General features: G+C 42.2%; 17 protein-coding genes and 1 pseudogene. 12 read left to right on the forward strand and 6 right to left on the reverse strand.

The window, feature by feature from the left end:
- Position 1 precedes the first annotated feature (1 nt).
- On the reverse strand, positions 2-763 hold the full coding sequence (locus tag RSX24_RS08160; protein WP_343260237.1) for an SDR family oxidoreductase: 762 nt from the start codon (positions 761-763) through the stop codon (positions 2-4).
- Positions 764-1,162 carry a MerR family transcriptional regulator gene (locus RSX24_RS08165; protein ID WP_236412440.1) on the reverse strand — a complete coding sequence of 133 codons (399 nt, stop codon included), beginning with the start codon at positions 1,160-1,162 and terminating at the stop codon, positions 764-766.
- A 229-nt stretch (positions 1,163-1,391) separates the two neighbouring features.
- Here RSX24_RS08165 and RSX24_RS08170 point away from each other — a divergent pair, with 229 nt between their 5' ends.
- Positions 1,392-1,775, forward strand: a complete 384-nt coding sequence (locus RSX24_RS08170; protein WP_343260238.1) for a nuclear transport factor 2 family protein — start codon at positions 1,392-1,394, stop codon at positions 1,773-1,775.
- Positions 1,776-1,879: 104 nt separating this feature from the next.
- On the opposite strand, the gene RSX24_RS08175 is transcribed toward RSX24_RS08170, so the two are convergent.
- Entirely contained in the window at positions 1,880-3,109 is a 1,230-nt protein-coding gene (locus RSX24_RS08175; protein ID WP_343260239.1) for an AraC family transcriptional regulator, read from the reverse strand.
- A gap of 260 nt (positions 3,110-3,369) precedes the next feature.
- Here RSX24_RS08175 and RSX24_RS08180 point away from each other — a divergent pair, with 260 nt between their 5' ends.
- The 3 genes and pseudogenes from RSX24_RS08180 to RSX24_RS08190 all read left to right on the forward strand — a co-directional run.
- Positions 3,370-4,734 (forward strand): MFS transporter, encoded by a 1,365-nt coding sequence (locus tag RSX24_RS08180; protein WP_343260240.1) that lies wholly within the window; start codon positions 3,370-3,372, stop codon positions 4,732-4,734.
- A gap of 61 nt (positions 4,735-4,795) precedes the next feature.
- Positions 4,796-6,583, forward strand: a complete 1,788-nt coding sequence (uidA, locus tag RSX24_RS08185) for a beta-glucuronidase (RefSeq protein WP_343260499.1) — start codon at positions 4,796-4,798, stop codon at positions 6,581-6,583.
- A gap of 128 nt (positions 6,584-6,711) precedes the next feature.
- A pseudogene (locus tag RSX24_RS08190) lies at positions 6,712-6,965 on the forward strand (SDR family oxidoreductase); the annotation flags it as partial.
- Here the strand turns inward: RSX24_RS08190 and RSX24_RS08195 are convergent.
- On the reverse strand, positions 6,876-7,154 hold the full coding sequence (locus RSX24_RS08195; protein ID WP_343260241.1) for a hypothetical protein: 279 nt from the start codon (positions 7,152-7,154) through the stop codon (positions 6,876-6,878). The pseudogene RSX24_RS08190 and the gene RSX24_RS08195 overlap by 90 nt on opposite strands.
- 54 nt (positions 7,155-7,208) lie before the next feature.
- On the opposite strand from RSX24_RS08195, the gene RSX24_RS08200 reads away from it, so the two are divergent.
- The 6 genes from RSX24_RS08200 to RSX24_RS08225 all read left to right on the forward strand — a co-directional run bounded on the left by RSX24_RS08200 (position 7,209) and on the right by RSX24_RS08225 (position 14,349).
- Entirely contained in the window at positions 7,209-7,691 is a 483-nt protein-coding gene (locus RSX24_RS08200; protein ID WP_236412448.1) for a GNAT family N-acetyltransferase, read from the forward strand.
- A 429-nt stretch (positions 7,692-8,120) separates the two neighbouring features.
- Positions 8,121-8,582 carry a MarR family winged helix-turn-helix transcriptional regulator gene (locus RSX24_RS08205; RefSeq protein WP_343260242.1) on the forward strand — a complete coding sequence of 154 codons (462 nt, stop codon included), beginning with the start codon at positions 8,121-8,123 and terminating at the stop codon, positions 8,580-8,582.
- A gap of 219 nt (positions 8,583-8,801) precedes the next feature.
- A complete protein-coding gene (locus RSX24_RS08210; RefSeq protein ID WP_343260243.1) occupies positions 8,802-9,875 on the forward strand; it encodes a zinc-binding dehydrogenase in 1,074 nt (357 codons plus the stop codon).
- Between the two features lie 76 nt (positions 9,876-9,951).
- Positions 9,952-11,190 (forward strand): MFS transporter, encoded by a 1,239-nt coding sequence (locus RSX24_RS08215; protein ID WP_236412451.1) that lies wholly within the window; start codon positions 9,952-9,954, stop codon positions 11,188-11,190.
- Positions 11,191-11,380: 190 nt separating this feature from the next.
- Positions 11,381-13,369 (forward strand): methyl-accepting chemotaxis protein, encoded by a 1,989-nt coding sequence (locus tag RSX24_RS08220; RefSeq protein WP_343260244.1) that lies wholly within the window; start codon positions 11,381-11,383, stop codon positions 13,367-13,369.
- Positions 13,370-13,926: 557 nt separating this feature from the next.
- Positions 13,927-14,349: a tetratricopeptide repeat protein gene (locus tag RSX24_RS08225; RefSeq protein ID WP_343260245.1), complete on the forward strand. Its 423-nt coding sequence runs from the start codon at positions 13,927-13,929 to the stop codon at positions 14,347-14,349.
- Between the two features lie 81 nt (positions 14,350-14,430).
- Here the strand turns inward: RSX24_RS08225 and RSX24_RS08230 are convergent, their stop codons facing one another.
- Positions 14,431-15,273 (reverse strand): DUF4367 domain-containing protein, encoded by an 843-nt coding sequence (locus RSX24_RS08230; protein WP_343260246.1) that lies wholly within the window; start codon positions 15,271-15,273, stop codon positions 14,431-14,433.
- Between the two features lie 76 nt (positions 15,274-15,349).
- Positions 15,350-15,946: an RNA polymerase sigma factor gene (locus tag RSX24_RS08235; RefSeq protein WP_236412455.1), complete on the reverse strand. Its 597-nt coding sequence runs from the start codon at positions 15,944-15,946 to the stop codon at positions 15,350-15,352.
- Positions 15,947-16,169: 223 nt separating this feature from the next.
- Between RSX24_RS08235 and RSX24_RS08240 the strand changes: the two genes are divergently transcribed.
- A complete protein-coding gene (locus RSX24_RS08240; protein ID WP_343260247.1) occupies positions 16,170-16,952 on the forward strand; it encodes a TetR/AcrR family transcriptional regulator in 783 nt (260 codons plus the stop codon).
- 108 nt (positions 16,953-17,060) lie between these two features.
- Positions 17,061-17,204 (forward strand): hypothetical protein, encoded by a 144-nt coding sequence (locus RSX24_RS08245; protein WP_343260248.1) that lies wholly within the window; start codon positions 17,061-17,063, stop codon positions 17,202-17,204.
- The last annotated feature ends 569 nt before the right edge of the window (positions 17,205-17,773 follow it).

Here is a 17,773-nt window from a genome sequence, read left to right on the forward strand (position 1 = left end):
TTTATTCAATTGCGTTTTTCGTAGCCTGATACATCTTCTCCGTGTACTCATCAATTTCATCTCGCGACATGCGCAAACGGTTCACCGATGTACCATATCCAATTTCCGCTTTCCCCTCTTCCAATCCTTTGAAAATTCCATCTGCGAAGGCATCCAGCGGTTCTCCTTGGACATGCAGTCCCGCTCCGCCCAACTCTGTATTCACTGCCGGAGGAGCAACCTCAATGACTTCTATGGACGTATCGGAAAGCTGGTGTCTTAAACTCATGGTAAACGAATGAAGGGCCGCTTTGGTCGCTGAATAAATCGGAGCGATTGCAAACGGCGTAAAAGCCAGCCCGGATGTCACGTTAATGATGGCCGCCTCTTCTTTGGCTGCAAAATACGGAGCAAACAGCATGGATAGGTGGAAAGGCGCTTCAATATTGGTTGTAATTTCTTGATTGAAATAACTCCAATCGTGCTTTGCATCCGCTTTTAACACATTAAACCGTTGCTGGATTCCTGCATTGTTCACCAGCACATTCACCTCTGGATAGTTCGTTGTTACCCAATCAAACAATGCTGCACGTTCGGATTCAATGCCCAGATCACATACACGGGTAATAAGATCAGGGAATTTTTCTTTCGCATGTTGAAGGGCCTGTTCACGCCGTCCGCAAACAATGACGTTATTTCCAGCTTTTAAAAAGCGCTCTGCAAAAGCCAATCCTATTCCCGTATTTCCGCCTGTAATCAGTATTGTATTTCCTGAAAGCTTCATTTATGGCGCCTCTTTTCTGTTTTGTTTATTCTTTCTTTCCTGAACCCGTTTGGTGTAACGTGCAATTTTTACATCAATGCCTTCTAAGGCTTCTGTCATCAATGTTATTTCAGCCAGCACGGCTTGCTTGTGTTTCTTCAGCATTTCCAGTCGGAGTTCCGTGGTTTGGTCTCCTTCTACCACCCGATCAATATATTTCTTGATGCCACTTATTGGCATATGCGTGTTTTTCAAATAAATAATGATTTTAAGGAGCGTCATTTGATCTTCGGAAAATAACCGCCTGCCGGCTTCATCACGCTCGATTAGCGGCAGCAGTCCTTTTTTTTCATAATAACGCAAGGTTGATTCCGGAATGTTGAATCGGGCTGAAGCTTCGCTAATGGAACAATACTTCATCGGGAGGCCTCCAAATTTTATCTTTCATTGCCGACAGGAATAGGATACGTCTTAAACCATGGTTTAAGTCAACATTTTTTCAAACGAAATATGTATCAAACGATTATTTATTTGCTTTTTTGGACTTGAGCAACGGAATAACGGGACGTGTCGGATTTTTTCTTTATTATGGTACTATAGAATTAGGAGTATATCTTTTACATAACAAGATCAAGGAGGGAGTACGGTTATGCTTAGCAAAGAGATAAGGGATATCATTGAAAATTATCTTGAGGCATACAATTCATTTGAAATTGAAGGCATGGTAAACCTCTTGCACAAGGATATCATATTTAGGAATATTTCCAATGGCGAAACCACTACGGAAACCAAAGGAATACAAGCATTCAGGGAATTGGCAGAACAGTCGTCAACGATGTTTGCCAGCCGTCGCCAGACCATCACCGAGTACAGTGTCATCAATGACAAAGTAGAGGTTGGAATTGATTATGAAGGTATTCTTGCCGTGGATTTACCCAACGGATTAAAAATTGGAGATAAGCTGCAATTAAATGGAAAGTCGAAATTCGAGTTTAAGGAAGGAAAAATCTCCTTGATTGAAGATTACAGTTGAGTAATACAACGTTTCAACGAAAGAGAACGATAGCTCAAAAAACCGCCTTTTCACCAAAGGCGGTTTTTCTTATGATCATAGTTCAACATTAAAATTTAGGTGCTTCAATTTTGATTTATAAACTGTTTAGGCGTACATCCCGTAAACTTTTTGAAAACTTTAGCAAAATAACTTTGATCGTAAAAATTCAACATCGTTGAAATCTCAGCTAAAGAATAACTGGAGTAAGACAGCAGGTTTTTAGCTTCTTCTATTTTGGTTTTCTGGATAAACTGAGGAATCGAAATCCCGACTTCTTTTTTAAAAAGGTTAGATAAATAATTGGGATTCAGGGAAGTTAATTCGGCCAGTTGGGAAACGGTAATGTTTTTATTCAGATGATTAAAAATAAAATTTTGACAAATATTTATAGGTCTTGAGTATTTATGTTTTTTACTGTTTGCGACTCGTTCAGCAAAATCAATTAAAACATCCTCAATCAATTCATCGACCGCTCTACTTTCGGTTAATTCCTCTAATTTAAGGATATACAAATCACTAAGGTTATAGGCGATTTCTTGATACAATCCTCCTTCTACTGCTGCTCTGGTGGTTAACGTGATGAGAGAAATGGCTAGGTTCTTTTGACTTCTCAAAAAACTGGTCTTTGATAACACACCTTTCTTACCTTGTTTATGAATAGCATGAAAATTTTCCAATACTTTATCTGTTCTCCCTAACCGTATAAAATCCAAAAGCTTCTTCTCTTTATCTATTTCAGTGTGTACTAAATTATTTTGACGTCCATCAATAATTTGGGAATAGGGTTGTTCAATCTCTAGCATGTTTTGATCAAGACCTTCATTGTTCAGCAAAATGTCAGCCAGCTCCAGCTTTTGTTGATAAAGCATAAAATAAATAATCATACTCAGATTAATAAAATTAAAATTGCTGATTACCGGGACTTGATCATAGTAATGCTTTATTTCCTCTTTGTTTCCCCGGGTTACTAAATCCCTTAACGTGATTTTAATAGTCTCTTCGGTCATCCTGAAATTAATTACTGGACCGACGACGATTCTCCCTTTGCATTCTTGATTAAAATGGACATTTATTGCGAAAAATTTCTCATGATACAGGGTTTCGCGAATAACGGGAAAATGTTGTGATCCCATTTCGGTAAATAACTCTGTAATAATGGCGGGGTTGGACGTGTACAGAGGGTTATGCCGGAAATCAAGAGCCGCTTCATAAGTTAACGTATTCTCACTGTCAAAATAGTATATAGGTATTTTATAGATATTGTGTGCCAAGTTACATATAAATTCGATATTCTCCTGCTGAAAGTTATGCATGTTGAAACCTCCAGGTTGTAGAGTGAAGAAATTAGATGTGTTAATTCCTTTTTATCTGTGGAATTTACCATAAAGAATATCTAATAGTGATTATACTTTTCTGTGAAATCGATTTCAACAATTGAAATGAGGGAGGAAACAGGGGCTAACCAATCGTTAAAGCATCATCCTTTTTAATCGTGAAAGCGCCAACAAATCATTAATTCAATTTGCACTTCAAACAAACTGTTACGGCCAACATATATGAAGAGGTGGGTTCTATGCGTCCATTTGGGTTCAAGGATAAGTTTGGGTATTTGTTTGGTGATTTTGGGAATGATTTTTTCTTTGCTCTGGTGGGCTCATTTTTGATGGTGTATTACACCGATGTCTTTCAAATTAATCCTGCTACGGTAGGGGGATTATTTTTGCTGGCTCGTTTGTGGGATGCGATTGCAGATATCACGTGGGGTCGCTTTATCGATACCAGAAAAGCCGGAAAGAACGGGAAATTCAAACCTTGGATCTTTAGAATGTCGATCCCTCTCGTCATTTCAGGCGTTCTAATGTTTGTTCACATACCGGGAATGTCCAATGGATTTTACATCGCGTATGCCTATGTTACTTATATCTTATGGGGCACGTTGTATAGCACGGTTAATATTCCATACGGTTCAATGGCTTCAGTCATTACAGCTGACCCTGTAGAACGGACGACGCTGTCCACATGGCGATCGCTTGGAGCGACATTAGCTCAATTGATTGTCGGTGTTCTGGGTCCACTGCTTATGTTTGTGAATAACGAGGCGAATGCCAATCGCTTTTTAATGGGGGCAGTCATTTTTGGCATTCTGTCGATCGCAAGTTATATGGCTTGTTATAAATTAACCGTAGAACGTGTGGTCATGGATGAAAATCATAAACCGAATATGAATTTGAAAAAAACGCTAAAAGGTCTTCTTAAAAATAAACCGTTAATTGTATTTCTCATTGGCTCACTTATTTTCTTAATTAATTTAATGTTAATTGGAACAGTGAATACGTATTTGTTTAAGGATTACTTTGGAAATGCCCAGTTGTTAAGTGTGTTTAGCCTCGTTCAATCGGCAACGATCCTTATAGGAATGCCGATTGTCAAACCTTTGGTAGCCAAGTTCGGAAAAAAAGAAGTAGCTGCCTCTGGGTTTCTACTATCGACCATCGTTTACTTTATTTTATTTTTGCTTCCAAACCTATCGGCGGTTCAATATATTTGTATTTTATCGCTGGGTTTATTCGGATATGCTCTTTTCAATTTAATAAGTTGGGCTTTTATAACGGACTTGGTTGACTACCATGAACATGTAACCGGTATGAGAGAGGATGCAACCATCTACTCCATCTATTCTTTTGCGCGTAAAGTAGGACAGGCTGTAGCCGGAGGAATAGGCGGTATAGCTGTGGCCGCCGTTGGTTACAATGCTGAGCTTCAATCCCAAGCTGCAAGTACGTTGGACGGGATTCATTTATTAGCGACATTAATACCATCGATCGGCCTTCTGCTCGTATTTATTTGTATGGCCTTCTTCTATCCGTTAAACAAAAAGCGTACGGCTGAACTTGTAAGCGTTTTAAATAAGAAGAGAAGTGATAAAGACTCGTTGTGATAACCCAACTTAGTTTGGATTAAGGATTTCAACCACTTTAATGAAAAAAGGAGATTTATTTATGCTTTATCCTACACTTACCGAAACGCGTAGCATTATAGATTTAAGCGGGATTTGGAACTTTAAACTGGATTCTGGCATGGGATTTACAGAGAACTGGCAGAAGCAAACGTTGAAGGATCCAAGCCGTATGGCGGTTCCTGGTTCATTTAACGATATGGCAGTCAGTGCAAACATCCGTGACCATGTTGGCTGGGTTTGGTATGAACGGGAGATTACTCTGCCAAGTTCGATGACCGAAGAACGAGTGGTTTTACGGTTTGGTTCTGCCACCCATTTCGCAAAAGTTTATTTGAATGGGGAATTCGTTGTAGAGCATAAAGGGGGCTTTTTACCCTTTGAGGCTGAAATTAATCGATATTTACAAAAAGGCAAAAATCGATTAACCGTTGCGGTGAACAATATTGTGGATGAGACGACCTTACCCGTTGGTTTTGTAACCGAGAAGCACGTTGCTGGTGTTGGAAAGGTTGTTCGGAATCATCCTAATTTTGACTTCTTCAACTATGCCGGTTTGCATCGCCCAGTAAAAATATATACGACGCCGACCATTTATGTTAAGGATGTGACGATCGTAACTGAACTGGATGGGACAGTTCATTACTCCATTGATGTGATTGGTTCAGCATCTGTTAAAGCAAAGATTGTAGATGAATCGGGCATCGTTATTTCAGAGTCAGAAGGAAAATCCAGCACACTTACGATTCCCAACGTTAAGCTGTGGGAACCTTTAAATGCCTATTTGTACACCCTTCGGATTGAACTGGAAGATGAAGGTGAAACGATCGATGTTTATGAACAGCCATTTGGTGTGAGAACGGTTGAGGTGAGCGGAGGGCAGTTCCTGATCAATAATAAACCGTTCTATTTCAAAGGTTATGGTAAGCACGAAGATACGCCTATTCATGGAAGAGGGTTAGATGAAGCAGCCAATGTTTTGGATTTTAATTTGATGAAATGGACGGGAGCGAACTCATTCCGTACCGCTCACTATCCATATTCAGAAGAAGTGATGAGGCTTGCGGATCGGGAAGGATTTGTTGTCATTGATGAAGTACCCGCGGTGGGAATGCATTTAAACATGATGGTGCTGCATCGTGGCGGAGAACTTAGAAATACGTGGGATGAGCTTAAAACGTTCGAACATCACCAAGAGGTGATCAGGGAACTCATTGAAAGAGACAAAAACCATCCCTCTGTTGTGATGTGGAATATAGCCAATGAGCCTGCCTCAGAGGAAAAGGGTGCTTATGAATATTTTAAACCGCTAATCGAATTAGCCAGAGATTTAGATCCGCAAAAGCGTCCTGTTACGATTGTCACTCAAATTGAATCTTCACCTGAAAAGGATCAAGTGGCGGAGTTATTAGATATCCTTACCTTTAACCGCTATTACGGATGGTATGTAGATGGTGGTGATTTGGTATCAGCCAAAGAGATGCTGCGCACTGAATTTAAGGAATGGCTGAAAAGATGTCCAGACAAACCATTTATGATGACCGAATATGGAGCGGACACTGTCGCCGGATTGCATGATGTCGAACCCATTATGTTTACAGAAGAATACCAAGTTGCGTTTTATAAAGCAAACCATGAAGTTTTTGATGAATTTCAACAGTTTGTTGGTGAGCAAGTGTGGAACTTTGCCGATTTTGCAACGAGCCAGGGAATCATTCGTGTACAAGGAAACAAAAAGGGGATCTTCACTCGTGATCGAAAACCTAAAGCCATTGCCCATGAACTTAAAAGACGGTGGGCGGCCATTCCTGATTTTTATTACAAGAGCTAGCTGAAAGGGAGCTCATGAATGTTACCCAAGTTTCCCCAAACAAGCATTTGCGGGCGGAATACGCTCTATCGAAGTCACTTTCTCTACTCCCGGAGCCGAGGAAGCCATCGCGGAGTTGGTGCGTCTAAACGGGTATTCGGGTTAATGCGATTGCCCCCGGTTTTTTTGTTACGCATCAAAATAAGGCATTATTATTCAATGATGAAGATACCCCTGCTCCGAGAGAGAGGAAAATTCTGAAAATACACCCACGGAAAGATTTGGGGAACCTGAAGAGCTCATTGGAGGATTATTATTCTTGGTTAGCGAACAGGCAGCTAGTTTTGTAACTGGTGTAGTATTGCCAATAGATGACGGCTTCTCCTCGTATGCCGGAGTGTGATTGAAAAAAAGCTATAGAATAGGGGAGCTTCGCTTCCCCAGTCGATCCAGGTGGATCGCCATCTTTTTTATGTTCTGCGTTGTTGCCGTCATCAAGGTCAGACGAAATGAATCCGCAAACCCAACATTGGGTGACCATCCGAATATAGGTATTGTCCATGAACGTAATAGGAATATCGATATTGATCAATCGTTTGGTTTCTTCTATAGTGGGAATAACCCCTACAAGAGGAGGAAACATCGGATGCTTGAAACAGCGCTTACGATCACTTCGATGCAGACGCCCGAAGAAGCTCGGGCCTTCAAAACACTTAACGAGGAATGGATTGCCCGTATCTTCGCCGTCGAAGAGGCGGACCTGGTCATCCTCGATAACCCGGTAGAGAACATCGTGGACAGAGGAGGGGACGTACTTATCGCACGTGATGGCGATTCGATCGTCGGATGTGTTGCGCTCGTGCCGACCGGAGCCGGCGTGTTCGAGCTCTCGAAGATGAGCGTTGCACCCGAGATGCGCGGGCGTGGATACGGACGGAAAATCATTCAAGCGGCCATTAACCGCGCACGCGGGCTAGGCGCTACATCGCTCTTTTTGGGAAGCAGCACCAAGCTGCCGAATGCCGTTCATCTTTATGAATCAGTTGGGTTCAAACACGTTCCTGTCGAGCAGATCGGGCCCATGCCCTATGTAAGAGCGGATGTGTTTATGGAGTTAGAACTACATTGAATACGGGGCATGAACCTTTGTGGCAGATCGCTAAGCGGATAAATGTAGGTGTATCCTTATAGCAGAATTCCCATGTACTCATGCCCTCGTGTTTCTTGTATATCGGTGAGGTGGTCCTCTTGCAAGAGGACGCACCTTTTTTGTGCTGTTCAGCGTTTCTCCACACAGAGGACGATGACGAGAATCGGAATTCACTTTCTTAAGCATTGAGCTCGGAGTGATAACACACATTTCCCAAAGTTCCGCCCTGCAACGGCATGGTTTGGCAGTCAGACGAGGGAGCTCATAAGGTTTACTGTTGTATATTGTATAAGGTTAATTCAAATCGCCAAACGACTCTTTATTTTGGAGATCTTGGACTAAGTGCATTTGTTCTTTATTGGGGTTATAATGAACCATAATAATATTCGTCAAAGTTAGGGTGGGATTATGAGGAATAAAAGAGAAGAACTGCTAATTGAGAATTCTTATATGTCTTCCATGCACAACAAACTATGGTTGACGGATTGGAATAAAAAAAATCATTTAAATCTCTCCATGACGGAAGTCAGCATATTGGAAATACTGAATGATGAAGGCCCCAAACGAGCCAAAGAGCTTTCAGAACCACTACATATTACTTCCGGGGGAATTACGGGGATCTGTAACAAATTGCTGGCGAAAGGACTGATCTTTCGACGGAGAGACGAAGATATTGACCGGCGTTCCGTCATGTTGGAGATATCGGATGCAGGGAAAAAGATCGTCGATGAAGCTTATGCCATGAGACTGGATTTGGTAAGTTCACACTTCAGCGTGTTGACTGATGAAGAAATTATGCTGTGGAACAAATTGTATAAGAAACTGATTAATCATCTTCTTGAAAAGAGGAACGGTACACATTCAGATTAATTTCTGAACGTGTACTGTTCTTTTTTTTATCTAAAATAGTGATGGATATCATCTATTAACAATATGGTATTGTGACTAATTTATGAATTGTAAAAGTAGGTAAACAGTATTATAGTATTTATATTAGTACTAAGATACTTATTTATAAGTATTTAATAAATAATATATAAGGATGTGTTGAGTGTGAAGGCAGTTGTTTTTCGAAAAGGTCAATTTCAAATGAAAGAAATAGGGGATCTTCAACCAAACAAGGACCAACTGTTGGTTGAACCATTAGCGATCGGAATCTGCGGGAGTGATCTCTCTGCAGTAACACACACGGAGGATTTCCTCGAGAGTGTACGCAAAGCGGGGAGCGTCGGGCAAGCATTTGACCCGAACAAGGATTTGGTTTTGGGACATGAGTTTACAGCAAAAGTCATCGAGGTCGGTGATAATGTCATTGACTACCAACCAGGGGATTTGATTGTTGTACTGCCTTGGGTGATCGGTGATGACGGAGTGATGTATACCGTAGGATACTCGAACGATTATCCGGGAGGATTTTCGGAGCGCGTGCTTGTGGGCAACGGAGGCCATTTCAAGATTCCCGATGGAGTCAATCCGTATCATGCTGCGGTTACCGAGCCACTCGCAACCGGTTACAATAGTGTTTTGAGAGCGGATATTGGACCGGATGGAGGAGCGATTGTGACAGGAGCCGGAACCGTTGGCCTTGGTGCCGTCATAGCACTTGCTTCTCGTGGCATCCACCCGATCGTCGTTTCCGATCCATCTGTCAAAAGACGGGAGATTGCCATGAAATATGGGGCTCATGCCGTCGTAAATCCTTTGGAAAAGGATCCGGTCGAAGTGTATCGAGGGTTGGCCAAAGACAGTCAGCGTCTACACGTTTTTGAAGCCTCCGGCGTAAAAAACTTGATTTATAACATGATTGATGCTGTGCCTCACTATACCAAATTCCTGATAGTTGGAGCCTCCATGGAAGACAATCTGCTTAAACCGACAAGTCTCATCAACAAAAACATCACCTTGGACTTTATTACAGGGCCAGGTTATGGTGAAACCTCTTATACGGCTTTGAAAGAAACCTTCGAGGACCTAATCGCTGGGAAATTTGATCCATCGGAAATCGTAACAGCATATACCGGCTTCGATGGAGTTGAACATGCGTTTGCCGCGCTACGACCGGGAGGGGAGCAAAAGATTGAACAAGTCAAAATCTTGATTGTCCCTCAACTGGATGGAGACGGCATATATGCTCCAGATCAAATTGAACTTCCAAAAATATAAACAGATACTCCAAAAAATGAACTAAAGAGGTGAATCATGCCGTCCAATACGTATTGTATTCCGGTGGCATAAACTCATGGAACATCATGTGACTTACTCCAAATACCGCTGGATCATGTTGATATTGTCAGCGTTAACTTCACTTATTCCAACCATTGTTTTTGTTGGTCCCACAGTATTCATTCCTATGATGATGACTGATTTGCACATCACAACAGCTGAGGCGGGCGTCATGGTTACGATCGTGCTGCTAGGAGCTGGTTTGACCGGCACTATGGGGGGCAGCTTGATGGGCAAGTTCGGTATTGCACGCACGCGTACGATAGCACTGCTCTTTTATACAGTCGGAGGACTCGTTCCTCTGTTCACCTCCAGCTATGCCATATTGTTAATCAGTCGCGTGTTGATCGGGGTTGGGATGGGCATTTCGGCAGGAACATCGGTTGCCGTCACGATGGATTGGTATCCTCCAAAAGAACGGCCTTTGATTAATTCATTGAACTCCATCTTGTCTTTGGCTGGATCTTTCATTGCTCTGGCTGTTGCGATTCCGTTGTATAATCTGGTTGGTCAAAATTGGAGACTTACACTTGAGTGGTTTGGAATTGCTATGCTGATAACAACGATTCTCTGGGTTATCTTTGCAAGAAACAACGCTCAAACGAGTCAGGGAAATATGTCAGACCAATCACAGAACAAACCTTCCTCCAAAGAAAGCCCATTGAAATCGGTCATTCGAAAAAAAGAGGTCATTCTGCTGGTTATTGCATATCTTTCCTTTATGCTGTCCACGCAAAGCTTGCAGACGTTCCTGCCCACTTACTTTCAAACCGATTTAGCCATGTCTGCTGCGAAGTCTGGAACCATTACGAGCCTTATTTCGCTGGCTTCGGTTGTTGCGGGACTCCTTGTGGGCATTCTCATGGCCGCTTTGGGAAGACGTAAAATATTCATGTGGCCATTGTTAACCTTGCTGCTGGTCGGATGTATTGGTTCCGTCACTTTTCCGGATGGAATACTACTGTATACTTCCGTGATTTTGATTGGACTTGCATTGAATGGCTGGCTGCCAGCCATGTTTACAAGTGTAATGGAATTGGAGGGCATGACTCCGGAACGGGCAGGCGCGGCGCAGGGACTAATTCTAAGCGTGGGCATGTTCGGAGGCGCTGTCTCAACACTTGTGATCGGTTGGATCGCAGAGTATACGGGACTGCGTGACGCTTTACTGTATTTCAGCTTCTTGGCTTTGTTCGCCATAATTTCGACCGCAATGCTTCCTGAAACGGGGCCGATCGGTAAAAAGAACAAATAATCTCGAAAGTGCGCCTGTTCTTCTTTTTCGAAGGACGGGCGCTGTCTATATGTAGGAACATTATCGACATGTTCGTAGTATGACAAAAGAAGATATAAACACTACTAAGTATCTTACCGATAAAGTATATGATATAAATTTTAAGTTCAACAAGCGTTTGTATACTTAAGATGGTAAAGGAGATTAATGGATGAAGAAGCAATGGATGAAAAGGATGAAAGAAAAATTGGTGATTAGAAGGATTGGAACTAAGCTGACTATTATCGTTAGTTTACTGATAATTCTACCCATGCTTGCATTAGGTTGGAGATCATATGAAACATCCAAAATGCAAATTGCAATAAAACTAGGGGAGACGGCTAAAACCAGTTCCGTTTCACTAAGCTCGACTCTAGACAGTACGTTCTTTGCACAGAAGGCAAATGTTGCTCAACTAAGCCGGCTTATAGATGGAAGTGAAATGGATACTCCTCGTAACCGAAAAATGATGTCAGATTTTTTAGAGCTTCATCCTGAACTGAAATCCATATCTGCCATTTCTGCTACAGGTGAAGCTGTCCAGATCCCAAACAAAGAACAAACGGAAAACATCCTATCCAGCGCTTGGTATAATGAAGCATTATCGGGCGATGGTGTCTATATTTCCGAGATAGAGCAATCACCCGTTGATGGTTCTTACAGTATTCGTCTTTCTCAATCACTTGAAAATGGATCAGGCGTCATAACTATTGAATCTTCAGTGGATACGCTTAAATATTTGTTTGAAAGTACAAAACTAGGCGAGACAGGCTTTATTTATGTCATTGATTCTGATGGGAGAGTCATCTACAATCCTTTCGTCGAGACGGGAAGACTATTGTCAGATTCCGGTAACCGAAACATCCTTAAAACAGATCAGGGAGAAGCTACGCTCCATAATCCTGATGATAACACCCAGGCTCAAGCCTATTTTGTTACAAATGCAATGACAGGCTGGAAGGTCATTTCAGTTCTACCCTTCGATGAATTTAACGAAGCAGCAAAGCCCATTCTACGAAATTTGGTAACGATACTAACGATAAGTATTATTATCGCAATAAGCATACTGTTTTGGATGACTAGAGGCATCACTACTGCACTGGCAAAAATCGTTCATGTTCTTGAGCGCGTAAGTCAAGGCTATTTAAATGAACGCGTTATTGTCAAACGAACGGATGAGATTGGAAGATTAAGCGAATATTCAAATCAAATGATTACCGCCCTACATAACATCATTGCGGATGTATCCATGTCATCTAATGCATTATTGTCAACCAGCATGGAGCTTAATAGCTCGGCTGAACAAACCAAAACCACTGTTGAGCTTGTTAGCGGATTAATAGACACTTCTGCAAAAGGTACGAAACAACAAGCATTGGCTACCAAAGAATCGTCGATGATGATGCAAGAAATGACGGCTGGAACTATAAAAATTGCTGAGTCGTCCACCGTGATCGCAGAATTGTCTCAGAGAACGGAGAAAGATATTGAACATGGCAATCAACAAATGGATTTGGTCAGCCAACAAATGGATATCATCCTTCAGTCTGTAGAAGAATCGTCTTTGTATATTGAAAAGTTGAATTTACTTAATACTCAAATTACGGACATGAGTTTGATGATTTCTTCGCTTGCCGAGCAGACCAATTTATTGTCTCTAAATGCAGCGATCGAAGCAGCTAAGGCAGGTGAAGAAGGAAGAGGCTTTGCAGTGGTGGCTAACGAGGTTAAGAAGCTAGCAAATAAGTCAAAAGAATCAGCTAATCATATAGAAGATAATATTAAGCAAGTGAATACGCTTGTTCAGCAAATTCATCATGTTATGAATTTGAAAGTATACAAAGAATCCATTCAGGGAGTAGAGTTAGCAGGCCGTGCCAAGTTAGCGCTTGAACAGATACAAAACGCTACGAAAAATGTTGTTCAACAGATTATAGATGTGTCCGCTGTGACGGAGGAACTGTCTGCGGGTTCAGAAGAAGTTACAGCTTCCGTCAATGAGATCGCTAATATTGCTGATCAATCATCTAATGCTTTTGAAAAAGTAGTGGCGGCAAGTCAAGAACAATTAACCGCGATAAATGGGATTAAGTCAACCAGCGAAGAGATTCAGGGCATTTCACATTCTCTGAATCAAAAAGTGAAACGATTTGTTTTATAAAAACCACCAAAATCAGTTGAGGTCTATATGAGGAAATAGAATTCTAAAAACGTTAATCCATTGCGCTACCAGAAACTGTCCTTCTAGTTTATTGTATGACCAACAATGAATTAGAAGGAGGTTTATTATTGTTGAATATTGCAGATCGAAGACTTGAATTGGTAAATTTGCAGGATTTTCATAGAACGCGATCTGGGGCAGAATGAACAGAGGGTAATATGATTATTATTCAGAATCAGGTAAGGTATTGGGTCCGAAACTGGAATTGACTGATTGCACCATAATTTCGAAAACCGATGGGCAGGAGTGGTTTTTGCTGGACTGAGGATGTATGGAGGTATTTTTAATCAAAAGCAGGCCTTGAAGAACTTTCATTTTCAGGGCGCGCGTTTTTCACGTGTCAGGTTAGTGGGCAAATACTCTGGATTTCACGAATCATTTCATTTGGGCGATAGAATATTTGTTGGCGATACAAGGCGCAATCATTTTTGATGAAAATCAAAAAACGATCATTCGTTAGAAAATGATACAAATTGAATAGGACAGGAGAAATAGCGATGCAGCTTTCAGATTCAACCTATACCGAAATTACAGCTCTAAGTAAACAAGGCGATGATTTGGTGAAGGCAGGCGATTTTGAGGCGGGCAAGCATAAGTATGTTAAGGCCCTGCGATTATTACCGGAAAATCATCAAGAATGGGAGGCCGCTACGTGGTTATACGTGGCAATCGGGGATGTCCATTTCCATATGAAAAATTACGATAAGGCATTTAAATGCTTTTATAACGCTGTACAATGTCCGAAGGGAGTAGGGAATCCCTATATTCATCTACGGTTAGGGCAGTTGTATTATGAACAGGGGAACCTTGAAAAGGCGGCGGACGAGTTAACACGGGCTTACATGGGTGCGGGTATTGGGATTTTTATGGAGGATGATCCAAAGTATCTGGAGTTTTTAGAGACAAAAATAGAGATTTGATTGAGAGGATAAGAACATAATGAAAAGACCCACCGGGGCTCACCAGCGGGTCTAGTCTTGTGTAGAACGAAGCGGGGATGCTCAATGTTTCGATCCGGGAATGATCGTTTCGGCAATCCGGATCAGCTCTTCCGGAGAGATATTACCTTTGCGGACACTTAGGGTGTAGTGATAAACATAGCTGGTTTCAGGTTCCTCATAGACCCATATTAACTCGGTGGAACCCCCGCGAGAGGTTCTCTGAATGACGTCCTGTCCGTTTATTTTTATTTTTTGGCTGGTGCTGTTCAGTCCGTCTTCATATGAGGCGGTGACAGGGCCGGTATTTTTGGCGTTTAGGATACTAAGTGAAATTTCATTTTTGCCGCTGGCATAGGTTAGGAACGACAGCCAGAAATCATCCGTAAAATTCACCGGCATCAAGGCATAATCTTTGTCGGAAGCTTGGGCTTCGGCCAGCAGTTTCTTTGCAATTTTTGTTTTTTCCTCTTCGGAGAGCGTATTCAGATCCATCCCGTGCTCCATATGTACGCTTGCCTTTTGGAACGTATACGTGCTTGAGCCAGAGAGTTCCTTGGATAGGGGCATGCCGGGTACATGCAGCATTTTCTTTAATTCGGCGAAACTCTTTACGATATGTGAATTTGCTTTGAGATCGAGGACATGGTTCGGATTGTTCGGCACGACGTAGATGATCGCAGCCTCGCCGGGCTTGATGTCATTCACCCAAATTTCGTTCATTCTGGAAATTCGTTTTGCTTCGTCCTCGGTGCGATTCGATGCAGGGGCAGTGGAGAACGGCTTTTCTTGAAAAAGAATCTCCCCTTTGTCGTTGGCCAAGGACTGGTATTTTACGGCGGCAAATCCCGTTGATGCAGTCAGCAGCATGCCGGCTAAGAGGAGAAAGCTCACTCTATTTTTCACAAAAAATCGCTCCCTTTTGAAAGGTTTTTCTCCTATGTTGTTCATGATCCGATCTTGAAGGGCGGTTCCTGAAGGTTCAACTCTTTGAAATAGTGGTTTCAGGTCTTGGCCGGGGTCGATGCTCATTTTTTCTTTCCTCCTCTGTACTGACGTAGTATGTTCTGAATTTGGCGGCGGCCCGCTCGTATTTCTTTCGTAAATAGGTCGCGTTTTGATTCAGAATAGGGCTAATTTCGTTATAGCTCTTTTCCTCGACGCAGCGCAGAATCAGCAAGCTTCGTTCCTCGGCGGACAACATGGCCAGCGCACGCAGCACGGACGGATTGTAATATTTGTGATCAATAGCTTGATCGACCTGGTTGTTGTCCCGGTCACTTTTGTACAAAAAGGGCAGAAATCGCGTGATTTTGCGTTTGCGCAGCAAGTCAATGCAATGGTTTAAGGCAATCCGGTACAACCATGCCTCATAGGGTCTGTCTGGATCGTATTTGTGCAAGCTGCGGTATGCCTTCAAGAACACCTCTTGACTGCAATCCTCTGCTTCTCCATAATCTCCGAGCATATGGTAGCAGTAATTGAAGATGAATTTTTCGCAACGCATGACGATCAATGCATACTTGTCTTTCTCCCCTTTCAGAACGTCACTGACAATTTGTTGAATCGGTTCGTCCAAATTGTTTCCCTCCTTACAACTTGTATTACGGAACAGCATCAGGCAAATGTGACAAATCGCTCGAAAAAACTTGATATGACGTCATTCATCGGTAAATCGGGAGCTGTTTCGGGGGAAGAACAATGCATTAAATTGACAATATACAGAAGAAATTTTATTATATTAGCATACTGACGGGTATCTGAATAATACATCTATAGTAGGTGTGTGGAGGTGATTCGATTTGAATGTTCGTGACCAAGTTTTTCAAGCAGCAGAACAATTAGTCAAGACGAAAGCATTCGACCTGATTACATTTGCTGACATAGCCAGAGTGGCCGGCGTACATTGGACTGCTGTCCGCAGACATTTTGGCAGCAGGGAGCAGATGAGGGAATGGTTAAAGGAAAGGCAAGCGGAACTCCATGCCGATCTTACGGACACAAGGTCCCGCGTGCTGGAAGCAGCTGCACATGTCTTTTCTTCAAACGGATATGTAAACTCTTCTTTGGATAAAGTTGCCGAGTATGCCGGGCTAAGCAAGGGGGCGGTTTATTGGCATTTCTCCAGCAAGCAAGATTTGTTTCTTTCGATTTTAAAACAAACTTATGAGCAGCAGCTTCGGCTGCTTCCCCACCAAGTGGACCATATACTGTCATCGAACGAACCGATGACTGCCTTGTCGGAATGGTTGGAGTCCCAGTTTAATTGCCTTGAGGCTGGAGAAGAACGATCCAGCCTATTTTTGGAATTTTTAGTTTCGGGAGAAGCCGAGATCCGCGAAAATTTGAAAAAACTTCACGGGCACATGATGGATGAAATAGGGGGATTGCTGCAAGAAATGCAACGAAGGGGTTACATGGCAGAAGACGTCGATCCCCGTTCGATCGCCTTGATGTTAGATGCACTGTTAAAAGGAGTTCTCATAGAGTGGATTCTCGACCCACGGCTGGATTCATTACGTGCCCTTATCCATACGATATCAAAAACGTTGTGGCATGGAATTAGAGGGCCTGCCAACCATTAGACATTTGTCCTGAGATTAAACGCGTTATTATGCCATTAACATACTTTATAGTACGTTTTTAATGTATATATAAGTATGTGAATATAATGATCATGAGGAGGAATACGGGTGGTTGTGTTAGCGATCATCGTGATGTTCATGGCGGCTCTTTATTGGTATGGCCAATTCCAATTTACCGAGAAGATGTTCTCGCTTTTGTTCCCGCTGCCAGGGCTGTTTCGGAGAGATACAAAGAAATCAAGGTGCCACTAGTCATTATGGTAGGCGCGGACGATCCTTTCGAAACAAAGGAGCATAGTTTCCGACTGCACAAAGAAATTCCGACCTCCACACTGATCGTACAGGAAAACGTTGCACACATGATTCCCCAAAATCACCCAGAGGTAGTTATGAAAGCGATAGAGTCCCTCCATTTGAAATGAACCGCGATCGTTGCCTGCTGGTCGCTAAATTACCCCTTTTCGTAAGATCGGGTTAACCAGCAATTACTGGTTGGCCTTTTTGTAATTCAGAAAATGTGAATATAATTAACTTCGAAGGATAAACGTATCGTATGAGGAACTGCTGTTGCTATGGCCCCGCAAATCGGCTCGGCAAATCTATTAATGAGGTGAAGAACTGATCAAATTCACATTCAAAACATCTTGATCACCTTTTGCATAATGATCTCCTGTTGGGGCGGTAGTTCGAACTCCTGACTAGACTGAGCAAAACCGCTGAGCCCGGTACCTTAAAATTTATCTTCTCAACGTGAGTAAGCTAAAATGTTGGGTATATGTTATGATATGAATAATTAAATGTAAGTTTCTATTCATTTGTTA

It is taken from the genome of Paenibacillus hubeiensis, assembly GCF_032334105.1.
GTDB classification, from domain to species: domain Bacteria; phylum Bacillota; class Bacilli; order Paenibacillales; family Paenibacillaceae; genus Paenibacillus; species Paenibacillus hubeiensis.